A 17233-nucleotide genomic window follows, 5' to 3' on the forward strand; every position below is an offset into this window, starting at 1 on the left:
GGTCAGGCTGATTCTATGTTTCGATTCGTTAAGTTGCTGGCACTGGTCGCCCTTGCCCCTGTGAGTAACGCCGACTGTCTTGCGCCCAAGGCGTTAACCGAACTGGATTATCAATACGAGCAGGCGCTGCGCACGGGAGACCGTGAGTTTTTACAGCAGTTGCTGTTGCCAGATTTTGTATGGGTGCATAACCATGCCGTGGCCCATGAAAGCAAAGCCGATTTGCTCGCCCGCCTGGGGCCGGATTATCAGACTCTCAAGTCCCGCGAGCCCAGCGATGTCAAAGTGATTCGCACGGCGACGACAGCGGTGATTCACGGTTTATCGACGGTGGATAAATTCACCGACGGCCCACGCCACGCTAACAGTTATCGCTTTATGCGGACTTACGTAAAACACGGTGACGAGTGCCGGTTACTGGCGGGGCAGACTATGAAGGTGTGGAGTACAGAAACCGACAATTAGCCTCGCAAGTGTTGACGCCATCGGTGATTAAGCAATAGCCGAATTGTGCTAAGCTTGTGCGTTAAATAATAACAACTGGAGGCAAGGATGAGCCTTAGTACCCGCACACGGTTTTTGTTTTTCGTCACGTTTTTGATTTGCGTATTATTGGTTTACGGGTTCTTATCTGCAAACAAGCAGTCAATCCAAGCAGAACCGGATATCAGTCGTATAAATTCCTCTTCAGCATCGCTCTCGAAAGGCGTAGACACACCCACTGCCGAGCCCGCGACAGAGCTTAATTTGCCAGAATCCGCGCGCCGCAATCCGCAGAACTTTGCCGACGAAGACAAATACCGGCGCTTATGGGTTGAGCGAGGAAAGGATGAGGAGCAGCTGGAAATTTATAAAAGCTACTCCATGGACACTCTTAAAGCTTTGTCAGAGGATGGCGATGTCTACGCCACTATGGCCTTAGCAGAAGAAAATGATCACTGGTTGTTTAAGACTGATTTAAAACGCTTTCAAGCCTTAAGCGAGCAAGAGCAACAGCAGGCTCTGCTTGAGGTGGAGCAGGAGAGCTTGCGATTGCGGCGCTTGGCGGCGGCGCAGGGCTCGACGCAAGCGATTAGTTCCCTGTTCTACGAAAAAGGCTCTTTACTGCATTTAATTGAAAATGAGGGCTTTGGTCGGTCTGCCGACTATCATCGCCGGGTGTATGGCTACGATGACCCGGCGGTACCCTTAGAGTGGGAGTTGGCGATGGATGCCGCTGCGCTTGCGGTGGTGTTGGGGCGGCGCGGAGATGTTACCTTTGCGCAGGTTAATCTTTCAGCTTTAGCTAAAGATTATGGTTTTGAAGTCACGCTGACGGATTGGCCAGAGATATTAAACCGCGCCGATACATTTTATAGCGAGATTGCTCGGCAGCGCTCGAGCCTGGGGTTGGAGCCTTTCGATAACTCGGTGGTCAGTGGCTACAATGGCAATTACCGGGGTGAGCCCAACCATTTTTATTCAAACCTATCGCCCGATCGCTTGCCTGAACTTGAGTTGAGATGAGCCTTTGTCATCGATTGTTCCGAGGTAACCTCTGGCAGATTTGCGAACCAACCACTTATCAACATCATCGCAAAGGGCGCCGGTTGTGAATTGTGGCTTACCCACGGCGAATAAGTGCAACTAAGGTTCAGAGTGAATTGAGTCGCTTGGCCTGACGGCTTATGATAAAAAATTCATAAATGCTGGAGCTGGTGCATCCGGCCATCAGGAAAAACCCATGACAGGCGCTCCTAGATCAGACACTACTGACGATCCCCTTGATACTCATCGCAAGCATATTGGTGCGCTGGAAAAAGAGTGTCCGGTACGCGCCGCCATTAATGTGTTGCGCGGTCGCTGGAAGCCATCCATTCTCTGCGAAATCTCCCGCGGGCCGCAGCGTTACTCGGATTTACGTCGCACCCTGCCGCAGGTGTCAGCGCAAACCATGACCGTGCAACTGCGCGAACTGGAAGCCGATGGGCTGGTGATACGCGACGTCTATGCCGAAGTGCCGGTGCGGGTTGAGTATCGCCTGACACCCCTAGCCGAATCTCTGTCGGAAGTAATGGAACAGCTGGAGGCCTGGGGCGAACGCTACCTGGCCGAGCGCTCTGAGGGGCAGTCACAAAAACCTGAGTAACTCCCAAAACTGGTTCTGGATGGGTGTGAACCCCGCGTGACAAAGTGTGTTGACACACTCATCACCGGAGAACATCCATGACCAAGCTACTTATTATTAACAGCAGCGGGCGTATTAATCGCTCGATTACCCGCCAGCTAACCGCCGAATTTCGCCGCCAATGGCAGGCGGCTGCTCCCGCCACTGAGGTTATAGAGCGCGACCTGATTGCCGAGCCGCCCGCTTTCGTTAATGAGCCGTGGGTTGCGGCGGCGTTTGCCGACCCCGAACAACATACTCCACAAATGCAGCAGGCTATCGCCCCCAGCGATCAGTTGGTGGATGAGCTGATGTCGGCCGACCATGTGGTTATAGGCGCACCCTTATATAACTTTGGCATGCCTGCAGTGTTAAAAGCCTATTTCGATCAAGTTGTGCGGGTCGGTCGCACCTTTGCCTTTGACGCATCTCAGCCTAACCCTTACACACCGCTGCTGCCGCAAACGCCCGTCACGGTGATCACCAGCGCTGGCGATGGCGCCCTGTTGCCAGGCGGAGAACTCTACTCACTTAACACTTTGGAGCCCGCCATCAAAACCATTGCGGGGTTCATTGGATTGGCCGAGCCTGAGTTTATTCGCGTGGGCTACGAGGAGTATCAAGATAACCGGCACTTAGATTCTAAGGCTCGGGCGTTTGAGGATCTGACGCAGCGTATAGAAGGATTAACGGAAGCTACTGTCTATGCTGAAGGCGCAAAGGGGCGTGCACCCGTCGCTATGGCTTGATCTTGCGAATTACGATAGCTGCACCAGAAGCAGAGGAAGAAGTTGGGCAGGCCCGCTTTCGGGGCCTGCCCAAGTGCAGAGATTAAAAACTCATCTGTAAACTCAGCCAGTAATTGCGACCGGCGTCTTTGATGTTGTAATCGTCGGTAAAAATCACTTCGCTCACCGCGCCGCGGCCGGTGGCCAGGGTGTAAACACCGTCGCCGTCCAGGTCGACAAAGTCTGTGGTGTAAGAGGTAAAGTCTTCATCCAGCAGATTGTTAACGCGGCCGTACAGGGTGATGTTGTCGGTAATTTGCCAGTTCAGGCCCAAGTGGTACAAGTCGTAGTTTTTGTAGTACACCGGCTTGTCCAGCACGTTATCCCAGCTGCGATAGCGATCCGAGCGCAGCTCTGCCTGCAAGGTCATGGTAACGCTGGGCAAAATGGCCCAATCCAGTGAGGCATTGGCCATATGCTCGGCCGTGTTGGTCAGCGGTTGACCTTCCTGGGGGCCGCTTTTCTGCTCGCTGTCGGTCCAGGTGTAGTTGGCGTTAACCGACCAGTTATCGCTGATCAGGTAGCGGCCGGCAATTTCTACACCCTGAATGTCGACTTTGTCGATATTAATTTTTTGGCTGTAGGTGTCATAGCCCAGGGCGTCATAGGCACCCAGGTTTACACAGGGGCGTTGACCTCCGGTGGTTTCACAGCTGTAGATGGTGTCGCCGCGTGCAATCTTGTCTTCAAACTGAGTGTTGAAGTAGGTTGCATTGAAGTTATGGCCGTTCATGCTGGTCCAGTAGAGTGCGATTTCGCTGTTAACACTGGTTTCTGGTTCCAGCTCGGGGTTGCCCGCGAACGGCGAAGTACCCTGACCGCCAAAGCCGGTGATACCGTCATACAGATCGGTGGTTTGTGGGGTTTTATACCCGGTAGCCACACCACCTTTTACGGTCCAGCTGTCACTGATGGTGTACACACCGTAAAGTCGCGGCGACACCTGGCTGCCAAACACATCGTGTTCGTCGTAGCGTACCCCGGCGGTAACGGTGAAGGGGGTTATCGGGGTCCAGCTGTCTTCGACAAACAGCGAGTACATTTTTTGCTCTTGTACCGCACCCGGGTTGCCGCTTTCCATGCCGAACACGCCGTCTTCCAGCTCACCGTCAATTACCTGGCCGCCAATCACCAGCATGTGACTGCCCATGGCCTCAAGCGGAATATCCACGCGGGCGTCCAGGGTGTACTGGCTGCTGTCCAGTGGGCGATCGGGGCGTGGTAGGAAGGTATCTTCGGCCAGATCGCGGCGTTCGTCTTCGCTCATTCCGGCGTATTCACCCACGCCGTCGTACATCTCTTGTAACTGCAAACGTTCGGCGACAGTCAGTGGCAGGGTGCGGCCGTCGTTCTGAGTGTCCACGTAAGACAAAGAGAGATAGCTGGTGCCGAAGCCCCAGGTGGCGTCGTGGCTCAGGGACCACCATTCGCGATTAAATTCCTGATCCGCAGCATAGCCTGCGCGGGGGTTAACCTGGCCGCCGCGCGCCTGCCACAGCGCTTCAATGTTGTCTTTGGTGCCTAGTGGGTAGGACAGCTCGCCATTGTCCGGGTTGGTAAAGGGCGTGTTGTCGTAAACCTGCTCGGAAAAGTCGTAGTCAAAACGCAGGGTGTTATTTTGATTGGGGGTATAGGTCAAGCTGACGCCGTATTCCTGCTTTTCGCTGTCTACGGTGCGCCCGCCGCTGCCAAAACCCAGGCTGCGCACATGCACGGTGCCATTGGGGTCAACCGCGGGTTCAAACTGGGGGGAAGAGGCTTCGGATTCATAGTAGCTACCGCGTACACCCAGCGCCAGCGTGTTGGCAATTAAAGGGCCGGAGGCGGAGAAGTCCACCTGGCCGTCGTTGCCAAAATCGTCATTCTCTTGAATGGTGCCGGCCAGGTTTAAGGTGCCGTGCCAGCGGTCGGTCACTTTTTTGGTGATGATATTAATAACCCCGCCCATGGCATCGGCGCCGTACAGGGTAGAGGCTGGGCCGCGAATCACTTCGATACGCTCGATGGCCTCGGCCGGCGGCATATGGCCAAAAGCATTGCCGCCGAAGTTGTTGGGGTAAATGTCGCCGTGGTTATTCTGGCGTTTGCCATCAATCAAATACAGGGTGTACTCGCCGGTCAAGCCGCGCATGCTCACACTGCCTTGGCCGGTTTTATCGCGGGTGGTGCCGATATCAATACCTTCCTGGTACTTCAACATATCAAGCAGATTGACGTGGGGCCGGGTGAGAATTTCCCCTTGATCAATCACCGAAATACTGGCCGGTGCGTCGGTGATTTTTTGCTCGAAACCCGAGGCTGTCACTACGATTTCTTCGGTGACTTTCGGCTCTTTGCTTGGTTCTGCCTGTGCCGATAGTGCCAGTAAAGTCGATGTGCTCAGTCCGATTAAACCGCTGAACCGGTATTGATGAATAGCCAAAACTAATATCCCCAATTAATCGTTTTAATAATGAGGTCGAGAATTATTCACATTTGTGTGAGATTTTCAAGCGAAAATGTAAATAACTGTTTCTTGAGAGTGGGTCTACGCGGTTTTTGCGATTTTTCTGTGGATAACTTTGGCGGGTGAATCGGGGATAGGGAGGTTGCGGCGGATGCCAGGTGCGGGCAGCGGCCATTGCTTGTGGCCGCTGGAGAGGGGAGACGGTTACTGTAGTTGTGCCAGTAGAGCTTTTAGGGCTTTGGCTCGGTGACTGATACGGCCTTTCTCATCTTTACTAAGCTCGGCGGCGGCGCAATTGTGTTCGGGAACAAAGAACAGTGGGTCATAGCCAAAGCCGCCGTCACCCGCGGGGGCTTCGAGAATACTGCCCTCCCAGCTGCCCTGACAAATAAGGGGCGTTGGGTCTTCGCTGTGGCGCATAAACACCAGCACGCATTGATAGCGCGCCCCACGATTTTCGCTGGGCACGCCTTTTAGGGCCTCAAGAAGTTTGGCATTGTTACTTTCATTGGTGGCCTGGGTACCAGAGTAGCGCGCCGAATAAATGCCGGGTTGGCCGTTTAGATAGTCAACTTCAATCCCCGAGTCATCCGCTAGGGCGGGCAGGCCGGTAGCCAGGCAGGCGTTGCGCGCTTTGAGTATGGCGTTTTCCACAAAGCTCAGGCCGGTTTCTTCGGCGTCCGTTACCTGGAAATGCGATTGGGGTAATACCTCAAAGCCCACCCCGGCCAGCAGTTGCTGAAACTCTTTTAACTTACCCGGGTTAGAGCTTGCCAATACCACTTGCTGAATCATTACTCGGCCTCTTGGACATAGAGTTTGCGCGAAAATCTTACCTCGAGCGGTGTGCCACTTTGCTCGGGTATGACCTGGATAGCAAAGTTATACACTTCTTCATTGGTGTGTTTGAGCGGGGCGATATAGTAGGTGGCCTCCCCCTCGCTAATGGTTTGAAAATCCAGCGTCTGCATTTGTTGAATTAAATTTTTTGCGGTGCCCGAAACTTTGGCCGGCAGGCCCAAACTGGTTTTGCCGTCTTTGCTTTGGGTGACACTAATATTTACCAAAACCTGATTGCGGGCGCGGTTAATTTGGTAAATCTCCGCTACCGCCGGTGGTACAAAAGCGCTGTTAAAAACGCTGAAATGTACGGTGTAGCTGCCAAAGGTTTTGCTGCGTTCGGATTCGTCCAGCTCGCGCGCACTGGGGATTTCTTTTTGTGCCCAAGCTAAGCTGCTGCTCAGCAATAAAATGACACAAGCCAAGCGGGGAAAGTGGCGCAGATTCATGTGCGTCTCCGTGGTAAGTCGTTAATAGCTATTTACTCAGATGGTAAATCGCCGTCTCGCCAAATAAGTTGGGTGATAAATTCCCCAACCACTGGGCTGATTGTTGATTCACTACCTGGCGATGCAGCACATTGATATGCTTTTCGCGACACAAGACTTCAAAGTCTGTGAAGGTACAAAAGTGAATGTTGGGGGTGTCGTACCACTCGTAGGGTAGCAGGTCGGATACCGGCATGCGGCCTTTAATGGCCAGATGATAGCGCGCCTTCCAGTGGCCGAAGTTGGGAAAGGTAATAATGCATTCTTTACCCACGCGCAGCATTTCATCCAGCACTATGTGCGGATAGCGCATAGTCTGTAGGGCCTGTGTCATGAGTACGGTATCGAAGCTGTTGTCTTCGAAGTTACCCAGGCCGTGCTCCAGGTTTTGGTTAATCACATTCACGCCGCGAGTGATGCAGGTTTGAATTTGCTGTGGGTCAATTTCCAGGCCGTAGCCCTGCACCTGCTTTTTTTCGCTCAGCAGCGCCAGTAAGCTGCCGTCGCCACAGGCTAAATCCAGTACGCGACTTTCGGGGGCAATCCAGGTGAGTAGCTGGTTAAAATCGAAGCGCATGGTTACTCCGTGGTAATGCCGGCCATGTAGCGGCTGAAAGATTCGCGGTAGTGCTCGTTGGGCAGCAAGAAGGCATCGTGACCATAGGGCGAGTCGACCTCGGCGTAGCTGACATTTTTCTGTGCGGAAATTAAGGCATCGACAATCTCCCGCGAGCGCTCAACCGGAAAACGCCAGTCGGTAGAAAACGAGGCGACAAAAAAGTCGCAGCTGGCGCGGCGAAAGGCCACGGCTGGATCGTCATTGTATTCGCGGGCCAAGTCAAAATAATCCAGCGCGCGAGTCATTAAAATATAGGTGTTGGCGTCAAAGCGCTCGGAAAAGGTATCGCCCTGGTAGCGCAAATAGCTCTCTACCTGAAACTCTACTAAATCATCCAGGCCTTGCTCAAAGCTGCCGCTGCGCAATTCGCGGCCGAATTTTTCTCCCATCACATGATCGGACAAATAGGTGATGTGGCCGATCATCCGCGCCACTGACAACCCACTTTTAGGGTAGGTGTTGTGGCTCAGGTAGTCGCCGTCGTGAAAATGCGGATCGCTCATAATCGCCTGACGGGCGGTTTCGTTAAACGCGATATTCTGCGCGCTTAATTTCATCGCTGAGGCGATCACCACGCAGTGGCGCAAACGCTCCGGGTACTCCAGCGCCCAGCGCATGGCCTGCATGCCGCCCAGGCTTCCACCCACCACCGCGGCCCACTGGCTGATGCCCAGGGCGTCGGCCAGGCGGGCCTGGGAATGCACCCAGTCGCGTACCCTTAGCTTGGGAAAGTCGGCGCCCCAGACGGTGTTTGTCTCGGGGTTGATGCTGCAGGGGCCAGTGGAGCCACTGCAGCCGCCCAGGTTATTCAGCGAGACGACAAAAAACTTGTTGGTGTCGATGGCTTTACCCGGGCCGATATAACCGTTCCACCAGCCGGGTTTGCGATCCTTGGCACTGTGGTACCCCGCCGCGTGGTGATCGCCGGACAGCGCGTGGCAAATCAACACCGCATTGGATTTGCTGGCATTGAGTTCGCCGTAGGTTTCTACCATAAGCTGGTAATCGCTGAGAGTGCGGCCGCAGGCGAGGGTTAAAGGCTCGCTAAAAGTGAAGGCTTGGGGGGTGACCAAGCCCACGGAGTCCGCAGGGAAAGCTTGAGTCATGCTGATGTAGGTTCCGGGCCGCTGATGGCAGACAAAAGCGCAAGTCTAAAGTTGTGCCTGTGCCCCTGCAAGTAGCGCGTGCGGCGGGGCCCGGCTTTTGGCTACATCTGCACCTGTTGCCGCGCGCTGTGCAGCGGCACTACTTTGGCTGTGGGGGCGGTGTTGGTAGCCAGTGGCGGTGCTGTGCGGTTGTTGTCTGCATGCAGCAGAGGCTCTAGCTCGTCGCGGGCCTGAACCAGTTGCGCGAGGCTTTTTTCCAGCGCACTGAGCTGCTCACTGTGGCCCAGGGTTTTGCTGCGCATTTCGCCCAAGCGCATCATTTGGTGTTCCAACAACTGCTTTTGGTGCTGGTTGTGGTGCACCAGTGGAGTCAGGGCGTCTTCCAGCCAGTGGTAGATAGACATCTGCAGGCCAAAGAAAAGCTCTTTGACTTCTTTAACCAAGGTGGCGACAAAGCGATTAATCAGTGTCTTTTTGGGAGCCATCACGCTGTTAAACGAGTGGCGCAGGCGCTCGGCGCTGGATTCCAGGCTGCGCAGTTTGCGCCTTTCGGCGGTGATGTTAAGTTGATGTTTGCGCGCGATGGAAGCTTCCAGGCCGTGCTCGGGGCGCTCGTAAATGCTGGTTAGTACCTTGTTGGCGCGCTCCACTTCGCGCAGCAGCTGGTTAATGCAGATATCCACATCCTCAAAAAAGCTGCCAATGGCTCGCGACAGACCCACGGTGGTCCAGCTGTCGGCCATATTCTGATAGGCCTCGTCGATCATGCGTTGCAGTTTGTCGTCGGCGATGGGCGCTTGCAGCGACACTTTTTGGTGGTTCAGCAGCCTTTGGCTGGTGCGCAGCGACAGTGACTGCTTGTGATAGCGGTGGTGCGCTGCGCGGATGCGTTCGCGCTGGCGGGTAATTTCCGCCTCCGCGGATTCGTCGTGGGCCTCGCGCAGGCTGGCCAGTTCGGTTTCGTTTGCAATCACCTGGCGGCACAGGCTCTGGTAGGTATTACCGATCATATCCTGGCTGTTGCGCACCAGGCGGTGGTGCATAATATTTTGCTGCGAGCGCAGAATACACTCACCCAGGCGCTGCTCTAACTGCGGAAAATTGCTGCGCAGCAAAGCACTGCTGCGGTTACGGGTTTTGCCCACCAGTGCCTGCTTGGCCGATATAGGCAACACATGTTCGCTGGGCATTTCCAACAGGTGGGCGGTCTCCACCCGCACCCGTTCGATATTAGCGGCTACCTGTTCCGGCGGGGTTAGTTCATCCCACAGCGAGTCGATTTTGTTCAACAGCGCCAGTACTTCGGTGCCATTGCTGTCGCGCAGGTTTTGTATATGATCGCGCCAGATGGTCATGTCACTGGCGCTAACGCCACTGTCGGCGGCCAGTAAAAACAGAATGGCCTGGGCTTCGGGCAGGGTTTTTAAGGTTAGCTCGGGCTCATTGCCCAGAGCATTCAGCCCGGGGGTGTCGACAATTCGCAACCCCTCGCGCAGCAGCGGGTGGTCAAGATTGATTAACGCGTGGCGCCAGGTGGGTATTTCTACCAGGCCGGTGGCTTTATCGATGGTTAAGGTTGTCAGGTCAAAGCCCAGGCGCTCGGCCTCGGCGCGGCTGACTTTTTTGTTGGCTGATACCTGGCCAATGGCGTGGGCGATGGAGTCGTGCTGCTCGGGGTCGAACTCAATGGTGAACCAGTTTTGCGGAATGCGCTTAAAGCTCTGCATGCTGGCGGCGCTGCGGCGGGTTTCGATGGGCAGCAGGCGCACGCAGTTACGCGGTTGAGCTGGGTCCCAGAATATTTCCGTGGGGCACATGGTGGTGCGCCCCGGCTGCGAGGGCAGTAGGCGGCCGGTGTGTTCGCTAAACAGCAGGGCGTTAATCAGCTCGGTTTTGCCGCGCGAGAACTCGCCCACGCAGGCGATGGTGAAGTGGTCGCCATCAATCAATGCGCGCGTGCGCTGCAAATAGCGCATGGCGTCGGCGGTGACCAATTGGTGAGCTTCGCTCCACTGACTAAAGGATCCCAGGCGCTGGTCTAAGCCGCGCTTCCAGGTATTGTATTGCGCCATTTGGCGATGCAGTGCTTTTATATCCATGTCTGCCGCACATTCCCGTGTTTTTGTTGCTTGATCCGCCATTAAAGCGCAAATTTAAGCATTGCGCCAGCGGCCTGGCAGCGGGTTGGATAAAAGGGGCACAGTGGTCGGTGAGCGGTCAGCCCGCCCGGGTCGGTAAACCCGGGGTGGAGGTTAAAGCGGGGTTAAAACCCTAACAGAAGAATTCCCCGAAAGCCCAGAGCCTGTGCGATGGCGGGAATCAAAAACTGATTGCACAGGTTGAGAATCAAAAACAAGAATATCGGCGACAGGTCGATGGGCCCCAGCGGCGGAATCACTTTGCGAATGGGCGCCATTACCGGCTCAATCAATTGGCGCAGCAGCACCAGGGCGGGGTTGTTGCTAAACGGTGCCACCCAGCTGGCGATGATATAGACAATCATGCCGACAAAATAAATTTGCACCAGCATCTTTAAAATACCCACCACGCCCATGGGCAGTATCAGTAGCGGGTTGAGCAGCCCGCCGCCGGCGACCAGGTAAATAAGCTGGCCGGCCACCCATTGCAGCAGTAACGCCAGCACCAGCGAGGCCACATCAATACCGTAAAAGCCGGGAATAACCCGCCGCAGTGGCAGCAGCAACGGGTTGGTCGCTTTGCTGATGCCCTGAGAGATAGGGTTATAGAAGTCGGCGCGCACTAGCTGAAGTAAAAAGCGCAGCAGAATAATCAGCATGTACAACGAGCCGATGGTGCGGATCAGATAAATAAGCATTTCTTGCAGGGTATTCATTAAAACTCCTCGGTTACCTGCTACTGGCTGAGCTCACGGCCCAGAGATTCGGAGCGCGCGGCGCACTCGTTCATGGCTTTTTGCACCAGTTGGCGCAGCTGGCCGTCTTCAAAAGTGTGGATGGCGCGCTCGGTGGTGCCGCCGGGTGACATCACATTGCGCTTCAGCTGATCCACGGGTACATCCACTTTATTGGCAAGGCTTGCCGCGCCTAAAGCGGTTTGCAAGGTTAGTGCGCGGGCGCTGTCCTCGTCCAGCCCCAGCGATTTACCCGCCTCGATCATCGCTTCCATAAACAGGAAGTAGTAGGCCGGGCCCGAGCCCGACACCGCCGTTACTGCGTGAATCAAGGCTTCATTATCTACCCAAATGCTAAGTCCGGTCGCCTCGGCCACTTGGCTGGCAAAGTCGCGGTCTTCTGCGCTCGCCTTGCTATTGGCGAACAACCCGCTGGCACCCACACCCACTTGCGACGGCGTGTTGGGCATGCTGCGCACTATGGCGAGGTCTTTACCAAGCCACTGGCTTAGCGTTGCGGTGTCGATTCCGGCGGCGACCGACATCATCAACTGCTTATCTAAAGCGGGGGAGAGCTCGGCACAAGTGGCTTTCAGCATTTGCGGCTTGACCGCCAGCACCACCACATCGGCCCATTGGCAGGTGGCCTGATTATCAGTGCCGACCTCTATACCCAGGTTGGCAGTTGCGGTAGCGGCGGATTCGGCGCTGCGGGTGGTGGCGCGAATCTGCTCGGCGGGATAGCCGCCCTCAATCAGACCTTTGATAATGGCGCCGGCCATATTGCCGGCGCCGATAAAGGCGAGTTTCTTAACAATCACTGTGTATCCTCTTTATAGGTGCGGGGACCAAACAGGTCTGTGCCGATACGCACCATGGTGGTGCCGCAGTCGACGGCGGTTTCCAAATCGGCGGACATACCCATAGATAAAGTATCCAGAGGCGCGTTTGGGTGGTCGCCGCCAAGACTTTGCTTTAACTCATTTAGGGCGGTGTGCATACGAGTGAAGGCGCCGCGCTGCGCCTCCGGGGTATCGGCTTTTGCTGGAATGGCCATCAGGCCGCGCAGCGTAATATTGGGCAGTGACGCACATTGCCTGGCAAATTCAGGCAGCTCTGACAAGCTGGTGCCGGATTTGCTTTGCTCGTTATCAATATTCACCTGCAGGCAAATATTTAACGGCGGTAACGATGAGGGGCGCTGATCGGATAAACGCTGGGCGATTTTTAACCGGTCTACGCTCTGCGCCCAGGCAAAGTGCTCGGCCACCGCGCGGGTTTTGTTGGATTGAATGGGGCCGATAAAATGCCACTCAATGTCGCTCAGGTCCGCAAGCTCGGTTTGTTTTTCCAGCGCCTCTTGCAGATAATTTTCACCAAAGCGACGCAGCCCACACTCATAGGCCTCGCGAATGCGCGCGGCGCTTTGGGTTTTGCTGACGGCGATTAGGGTAATGTCGGCTTCATCGCGCCCGGCGGAATCGGCGGCGCGCTGTAATCGGGCGGTGACATTGGCGAGCTTCTCGTCTATCTTGTGCATCTGACTTCCGAATGTTGCCCTGCGTGAAGCGGCCTTCGGGCGCTCACTGCAATCAAAAAAATTGACAAATAGAGTAAGGGTTTAGCTGTATGGATATTACGGAGCTCCTCGCCTTTAGCGCCAAACAGGGCGCTTCAGACTTGCACCTTTCGGCCGGTTTGCCGCCCATGATTCGGGTAGATGGGGATGTACGGCGGATTAACCTGCCCCCTATGGACCACAAACAGGTGCATAGTTTGATCTACGAGATCATGAATGACAAGCAGCGCAAGGACTACGAAGAGTTCCTGGAAACCGACTTCTCTTTTGAAGTGCCGGGTGTGGCCCGCTTCCGGGTAAACGCCTTTAACCAAAACCGCGGCGCCGGCGCGGTGTTCCGTACCATTCCCTCTAAAGTACTCACCATGGAAGAGCTGGGCATGGGCCAGGTGTTTCGCGATATCTGCGCGGTACCGCGCGGTTTGGTACTGGTCACCGGCCCCACGGGCTCGGGTAAATCCACCACCCTTGCCGCCATGATGGACTACATCAACGACAACAAATACGAACACGTACTGACCATCGAAGACCCCATCGAATTTGTGCACGAATCGAAAAAGTGCCTGGTCAACCAGCGTGAAGTGCACCGCGATACCCACGGCTTTGCCGAAGCCCTGCGCTCGGCACTGCGGGAAGACCCGGACATTATTCTGGTAGGTGAGATGCGTGATTTGGAAACCATTCGCCTGGCGCTGACTGCCGCCGAAACCGGCCACTTGGTATTCGGCACCTTGCACACCACCAGCGCCGCCAAAACCATTGACCGGGTGGTGGATGTATTCCCGGCCAATGAAAAAGCCATGGTGCGCTCCATGTTGTCGGAATCGCTGCAGGCAGTAATCTCGCAAACACTCATGAAGAAAAATGGCGGCGGCCGGGTCGCGGCCCACGAAATTATGCGCGGCACACCGGCCATTCGTAACCTGATTCGCGAAGACAAAGTCGCGCAGATGTATTCGGCCATTCAAACCGGTGCCTCTGTAGGTATGCAAACCATGGATCAGTGCCTGGAAGATCTGGTGGCCAAGCGCGTTATCTCTCGCGAAGTAGCGCGCGAAAAAGCCAAGATGCCAGAGAATTTTTAAGAACGCAGAACGCAGAACGCAGAACGCAAAAACTGCGCGAGGACAATAAAGCGGCCTAACCGCATAACGACAATAGCTGGGTGATATTATGGATTTTGATCGTCTACTGCAGTTGATGGTGGATAAGGGGGCATCGGACTTATTTATTACCGCCGGTGTGCCACCGTCAATCAAATTACACGGTAAAGTAGTTCCTGCCACCGCCACACCACTGGCGCCGGAAAAAGCGCGCGAGTTGGTGTTGTCGGTTATGAATGAAAAGCAGCGCCGGGAATTTCTGGAGGCAAAAGAACTCAACTTTGCCATCAGTGCGCGGGGCATTGGTCGTTTTCGTGCCAGTGCTTTTTATCAGCGCAACTTGGCGGGCATGGTGCTGCGCCGGATCGAAACCAAAATTCCCAAAATTGATGACCTGCATTTGCCTGAGGTGATTAAAGAGCTGGCCATGACCAAGCGCGGCCTGGTGATGTTTGTGGGCGCAACGGGTACCGGTAAATCCACCTCGCTGGCGTCGATGATTGGCCATCGCAATCGCAATTCAAAAGGGCATATTATTTCTATCGAAGACCCAATTGAATTTATCCACCAGCATGAAGGCTGTATTATTACCCAGCGCGAGGTGGGCATTGATACCGACTCCTTTGAAGTCGCGCTAAAAAATACCTTGCGCCAGGCGCCGGATGTTATTTTGATTGGCGAGGTGCGCTCGCGCGAAACCATGGAGCACGCCATCGCCTTCGCCGAAACCGGCCACCTGTGCTTATGCACCTTGCACGCTAACAACGCCAACCAGGCGCTGGACCGGATTATTCACTTTTTCCCTGCCGACCGTCACCGCCAGTTGTGGATGGACTTATCCCTTAACCTCAGAGGCATTGTGGCGCAGCAACTAATACCCACGCCAGATGGCAAAGGCCGCCGCGCTTGTTTGGAAGTGCTGCTCAATACGCCGTTAATGTCTGACTTAATTCGCAAAGGTGAAGTGGGTGAGCTAAAAGAGCTAATGAAAAAATCCACCGAGCTGGGCATGCAGACCTTCGACCAGGCGCTGTACAACCTGTACGACAGCGGCGAAATCACCTACGAAGACGCACTCGCCCACGCCGACTCGCCCAATGACTTGCGCCTGATGATTAAGCTCGGCTCCGAAACCGACGCAACCTATCTGTCCAACGCTGCCGACAGCCTCTCCATTGAAGAGGAAGATACAGGCCGCGGCGGACGGATGTTTTAACCAGGCATCATTACAAGAGCGCTCACTTGAGTGCTCTGGTTTCTTGTGCTCATCTTAAAGTCTTCTCCATAAATCCTCGATATCGACTTAGCCTGTGTTTGTCGGCCTGCGGGCGGCTAGTGCTGAAAGGACAACGTTGTCTGTTTTTTGGTCTGTGAAATGGGTCACAAAATGATCTGTGGCGCGTGATCTCTCGTTTAACTGTGATTTATTTCATAATAAGCTGACACCCTGGTTATCATAAAAAGTATTAAATCGGTCGTTAAGTTGAGCCGATACAGGGATTGTGTCTGTGGTTAAACATTCTTCTAACGTCATATCAGTTGTCTGTCGGGTAATACGAGTATTGGTGGTCGTCGGTGCGGCAACTAACGCTTTTGCCAATCCTTTGAACGACGCCATCCGCAATAATGAACAACGTATAAAAGATGATGAGCTTCGTCGCGAGGACGAGCTTCAGCGTAACCTTCCTCAGTCCGACATTTTTCTGCAGCAACCAGCCGAGCAGGAACCACTGTTTAATCAAGACAGCCAGCAGTGCTTTGATATTCACGCAATTGAAGTATCAGGGGTAACGCGGTACTCCAGCGCCAAAATAGATGAGCTAACGGCTCCCTTTACAAACCAGTGTTTGGGCATGGCCGGGCTACAAAAGATAGTCAGAGCCATCAGCAACCTGTATTTAAACAGCGGCTATGTCACCAGCAAAGCCTATGTGCAGCCTCAGGGAATACGCGACGGTGTGCTGGATATTCTAGTCGTTGAGGGCCGCCTGCAATCGTTGCAAGTTAAAAAGGGCGCGTTAACTGAGCGCCAGCTCTATTGGGCTTTTCCGGTTGCCGATGGTGAGCTGCTCAACCTGCGGGATTTAGAGCAGGGGCTGGAGAATATTAATCGTCTGCGTCAGAACACCGCGACGATGGAATTACTGCCGGGTGAGCAGCGCGGCTCGACCGTGGTGGAAGTTGACAATACTCAAACTCGCCGCCTCAGCGGTGGTGCCGGTGTGAATAACAGTGGTAGTGAAGCCACTGGCGAATATTTAGCGAACCTGTTTGTCTCTTGGGATAACCCCACAGGCTCGAGTGATAACCTGTATTTAACCTTCAGCCAGTCGGTGGATGCCCCGCCCGATGCTGAATCAAGCAGCTATGCCCTCGCTTACAGTATGCCTTTAGGCAACTTGTTGCTGCGGCTCAATGCCAACCAGTTTGATTATCAGCAAAAAGTTTCCGGCGCGGTGGTGGACTTTACGACCAGCGGTTCATCCGAGGGGCAGTCGCTGGGTGCAGACTACATGCTGCGCCGAGGGCAGGCCGATAAACTGGCGCTGTTGTTGTCTTTCAACCGTAAAGTTAGTCGCAACTATTTAGAGGATGTATATCTGGATACCTCCTCTCGGGTGCTTTACCTGACTGAGTTAGGGCTTAAATACACCCGTTATATCCAAGGCGCCGTTGCGCGATTGGAAGGCGTTTGGACGCGCAGTGGCGATTGGCTGGATGCAAAAACAAAAGTCGTTAGCGCCGAAGACGATTTTCAGTTCGACAAGTTCTCTGTAAACGCCAACTATTCAACGGGGTTTTCGTTACAAGAAGTTCCGTTTAGCTATCAAAGCAATCTGTCACTCTATTACACCCCTGATGATGTTATCGCCTCCGAGGCTTTGTCTCTCGGTGGGCAATACACCGTGCGTGGCATTGAAAACGCCAGTATCGTCGGCTACAGCGGTGGTTACTGGCGTAACCAGCTGGGCCATCAGTTTGAGTTGCCCGTTAACGCTTCGTTAAATGTTTCCCTGGCGTTGGATGTCGGCAACAGCGACACGCCCGAATTTCCCGAGCAAGGCCGCGAGTGGATGGCGGGTGCCGTTATCAGTGCGGCGCTGGCCAGTCGACGCCTTGGTATCAATTTAACCTACGCACACTCCCTGCAAAGCCCCGAGTATTTAAACGCTCAAGATTACGGCTTTTACGCATCAGCGCAGTTGTACTTTTAGCAAATAACCAAACAACACAGTTCGCGAGCGC

At 54.5% G+C, this 17233-nt stretch carries 16 protein-coding genes; 7 read left to right on the forward strand and 9 right to left on the reverse strand.

All coding sequences use genetic code 11. The annotated features are described in order from the left end of the window. The first annotated feature begins 15 nt into the window (after nucleotides 1-15). The 4 genes from NHM04_RS12325 (at nucleotide 16) to NHM04_RS12340 (ending at nucleotide 2895) form a co-directional block, all read left to right on the forward strand. The gene (locus tag NHM04_RS12325; protein ID WP_254264089.1) at nucleotides 16-465 is read left to right on the forward strand and encodes a nuclear transport factor 2 family protein; all 450 of its coding nucleotides are present in this window, start codon (nucleotides 16-18) and stop codon (nucleotides 463-465) included. Between the two features lie 282 nt (nucleotides 466-747). Beyond that, the gene (locus NHM04_RS12330) at nucleotides 748-1506 is read left to right on the forward strand and encodes a hypothetical protein (RefSeq protein WP_254264090.1); all 759 of its coding nucleotides are present in this window, start codon (nucleotides 748-750) and stop codon (nucleotides 1504-1506) included. A 217-nt stretch (nucleotides 1507-1723) separates the two neighbouring features. Continuing rightward, nucleotides 1724-2128: a helix-turn-helix domain-containing protein gene (locus NHM04_RS12335; RefSeq protein ID WP_254264091.1), complete on the forward strand. Its 405-nt coding sequence runs from the start codon at nucleotides 1724-1726 to the stop codon at nucleotides 2126-2128. Nucleotides 2129-2205: 77 nt separating this feature from the next. Further along, nucleotides 2206-2895 carry an FMN-dependent NADH-azoreductase gene (locus tag NHM04_RS12340; RefSeq protein ID WP_254264092.1) on the forward strand — a complete coding sequence of 230 codons (690 nt, stop codon included), beginning with the start codon at nucleotides 2206-2208 and terminating at the stop codon, nucleotides 2893-2895. An 82-nt stretch (nucleotides 2896-2977) separates the two neighbouring features. On the opposite strand, the gene NHM04_RS12345 is transcribed toward NHM04_RS12340, so the two are convergent. From NHM04_RS12345 to NHM04_RS12385, 9 genes are all read right to left on the reverse strand, one after another. After that, on the reverse strand, nucleotides 2978-5356 hold the full coding sequence (locus NHM04_RS12345) for a TonB-dependent receptor domain-containing protein (RefSeq protein ID WP_254264093.1): 2379 nt from the start codon (nucleotides 5354-5356) through the stop codon (nucleotides 2978-2980). Nucleotides 5357-5584: 228 nt separating this feature from the next. Continuing rightward, the gene (gene rdgB / locus NHM04_RS12350; RefSeq protein WP_254264094.1) at nucleotides 5585-6175 is read right to left on the reverse strand and encodes an RdgB/HAM1 family non-canonical purine NTP pyrophosphatase; all 591 of its coding nucleotides are present in this window, start codon (nucleotides 6173-6175) and stop codon (nucleotides 5585-5587) included. After that, on the reverse strand, nucleotides 6175-6669 hold the full coding sequence (locus NHM04_RS12355) for a DUF4426 domain-containing protein (protein WP_254264095.1): 495 nt from the start codon (nucleotides 6667-6669) through the stop codon (nucleotides 6175-6177). Before NHM04_RS12355 ends, rdgB begins: the two co-directional genes overlap by 1 nt. 28 nt (nucleotides 6670-6697) lie before the next feature. Then, on the reverse strand, nucleotides 6698-7285 hold the full coding sequence (metW, locus tag NHM04_RS12360) for a methionine biosynthesis protein MetW (protein ID WP_254264096.1): 588 nt from the start codon (nucleotides 7283-7285) through the stop codon (nucleotides 6698-6700). 2 nt (nucleotides 7286-7287) lie between these two features. Beyond that, complete coding sequence (locus NHM04_RS12365) at nucleotides 7288-8433, reverse strand: homoserine O-acetyltransferase (RefSeq protein WP_254264097.1); 1146 nt, start codon at nucleotides 8431-8433, stop codon at nucleotides 7288-7290. Nucleotides 8434-8534: 101 nt separating this feature from the next. Next, nucleotides 8535-10532: a dynamin family protein gene (locus NHM04_RS12370; RefSeq protein ID WP_254264098.1), complete on the reverse strand. Its 1998-nt coding sequence runs from the start codon at nucleotides 10530-10532 to the stop codon at nucleotides 8535-8537. A gap of 164 nt (nucleotides 10533-10696) precedes the next feature. Further along, nucleotides 10697-11287 carry a YggT family protein gene (locus NHM04_RS12375; protein ID WP_254264099.1) on the reverse strand — a complete coding sequence of 197 codons (591 nt, stop codon included), beginning with the start codon at nucleotides 11285-11287 and terminating at the stop codon, nucleotides 10697-10699. A gap of 20 nt (nucleotides 11288-11307) precedes the next feature. Beyond that, entirely contained in the window at nucleotides 11308-12126 is an 819-nt protein-coding gene (gene proC, locus NHM04_RS12380) for a pyrroline-5-carboxylate reductase (protein WP_256526535.1), read from the reverse strand. Beyond that, nucleotides 12123-12845, reverse strand: coding sequence for a YggS family pyridoxal phosphate-dependent enzyme (locus tag NHM04_RS12385; RefSeq protein ID WP_254264100.1), 723 nt, complete (start codon nucleotides 12843-12845; stop codon nucleotides 12123-12125). The genes proC and NHM04_RS12385 overlap by 4 nt, the downstream gene beginning before the upstream one ends. 89 nt (nucleotides 12846-12934) lie before the next feature. On the opposite strand from NHM04_RS12385, the gene NHM04_RS12390 reads away from it, so the two are divergent. The 3 genes from NHM04_RS12390 to NHM04_RS12400 all read left to right on the forward strand — a co-directional run bounded on the left by NHM04_RS12390 (nucleotide 12935) and on the right by NHM04_RS12400 (nucleotide 17202). Next, a complete protein-coding gene (locus NHM04_RS12390) occupies nucleotides 12935-13969 on the forward strand; it encodes a type IV pilus twitching motility protein PilT (protein WP_020210690.1) in 1035 nt (344 codons plus the stop codon). Nucleotides 13970-14057: 88 nt separating this feature from the next. Then, nucleotides 14058-15203 carry a PilT/PilU family type 4a pilus ATPase gene (locus tag NHM04_RS12395; RefSeq protein ID WP_254264101.1) on the forward strand — a complete coding sequence of 382 codons (1146 nt, stop codon included), beginning with the start codon at nucleotides 14058-14060 and terminating at the stop codon, nucleotides 15201-15203. 292 nt (nucleotides 15204-15495) lie between these two features. After that, a complete protein-coding gene (locus tag NHM04_RS12400) occupies nucleotides 15496-17202 on the forward strand; it encodes a ShlB/FhaC/HecB family hemolysin secretion/activation protein (RefSeq protein ID WP_254264102.1) in 1707 nt (568 codons plus the stop codon). Nucleotides 17203-17233: the final 31 nt, after the last annotated feature.

This window comes from Gilvimarinus sp. DA14 (genome assembly GCF_024204685.1).
GTDB lineage: Bacteria > Pseudomonadota > Gammaproteobacteria > Pseudomonadales > Cellvibrionaceae > Gilvimarinus.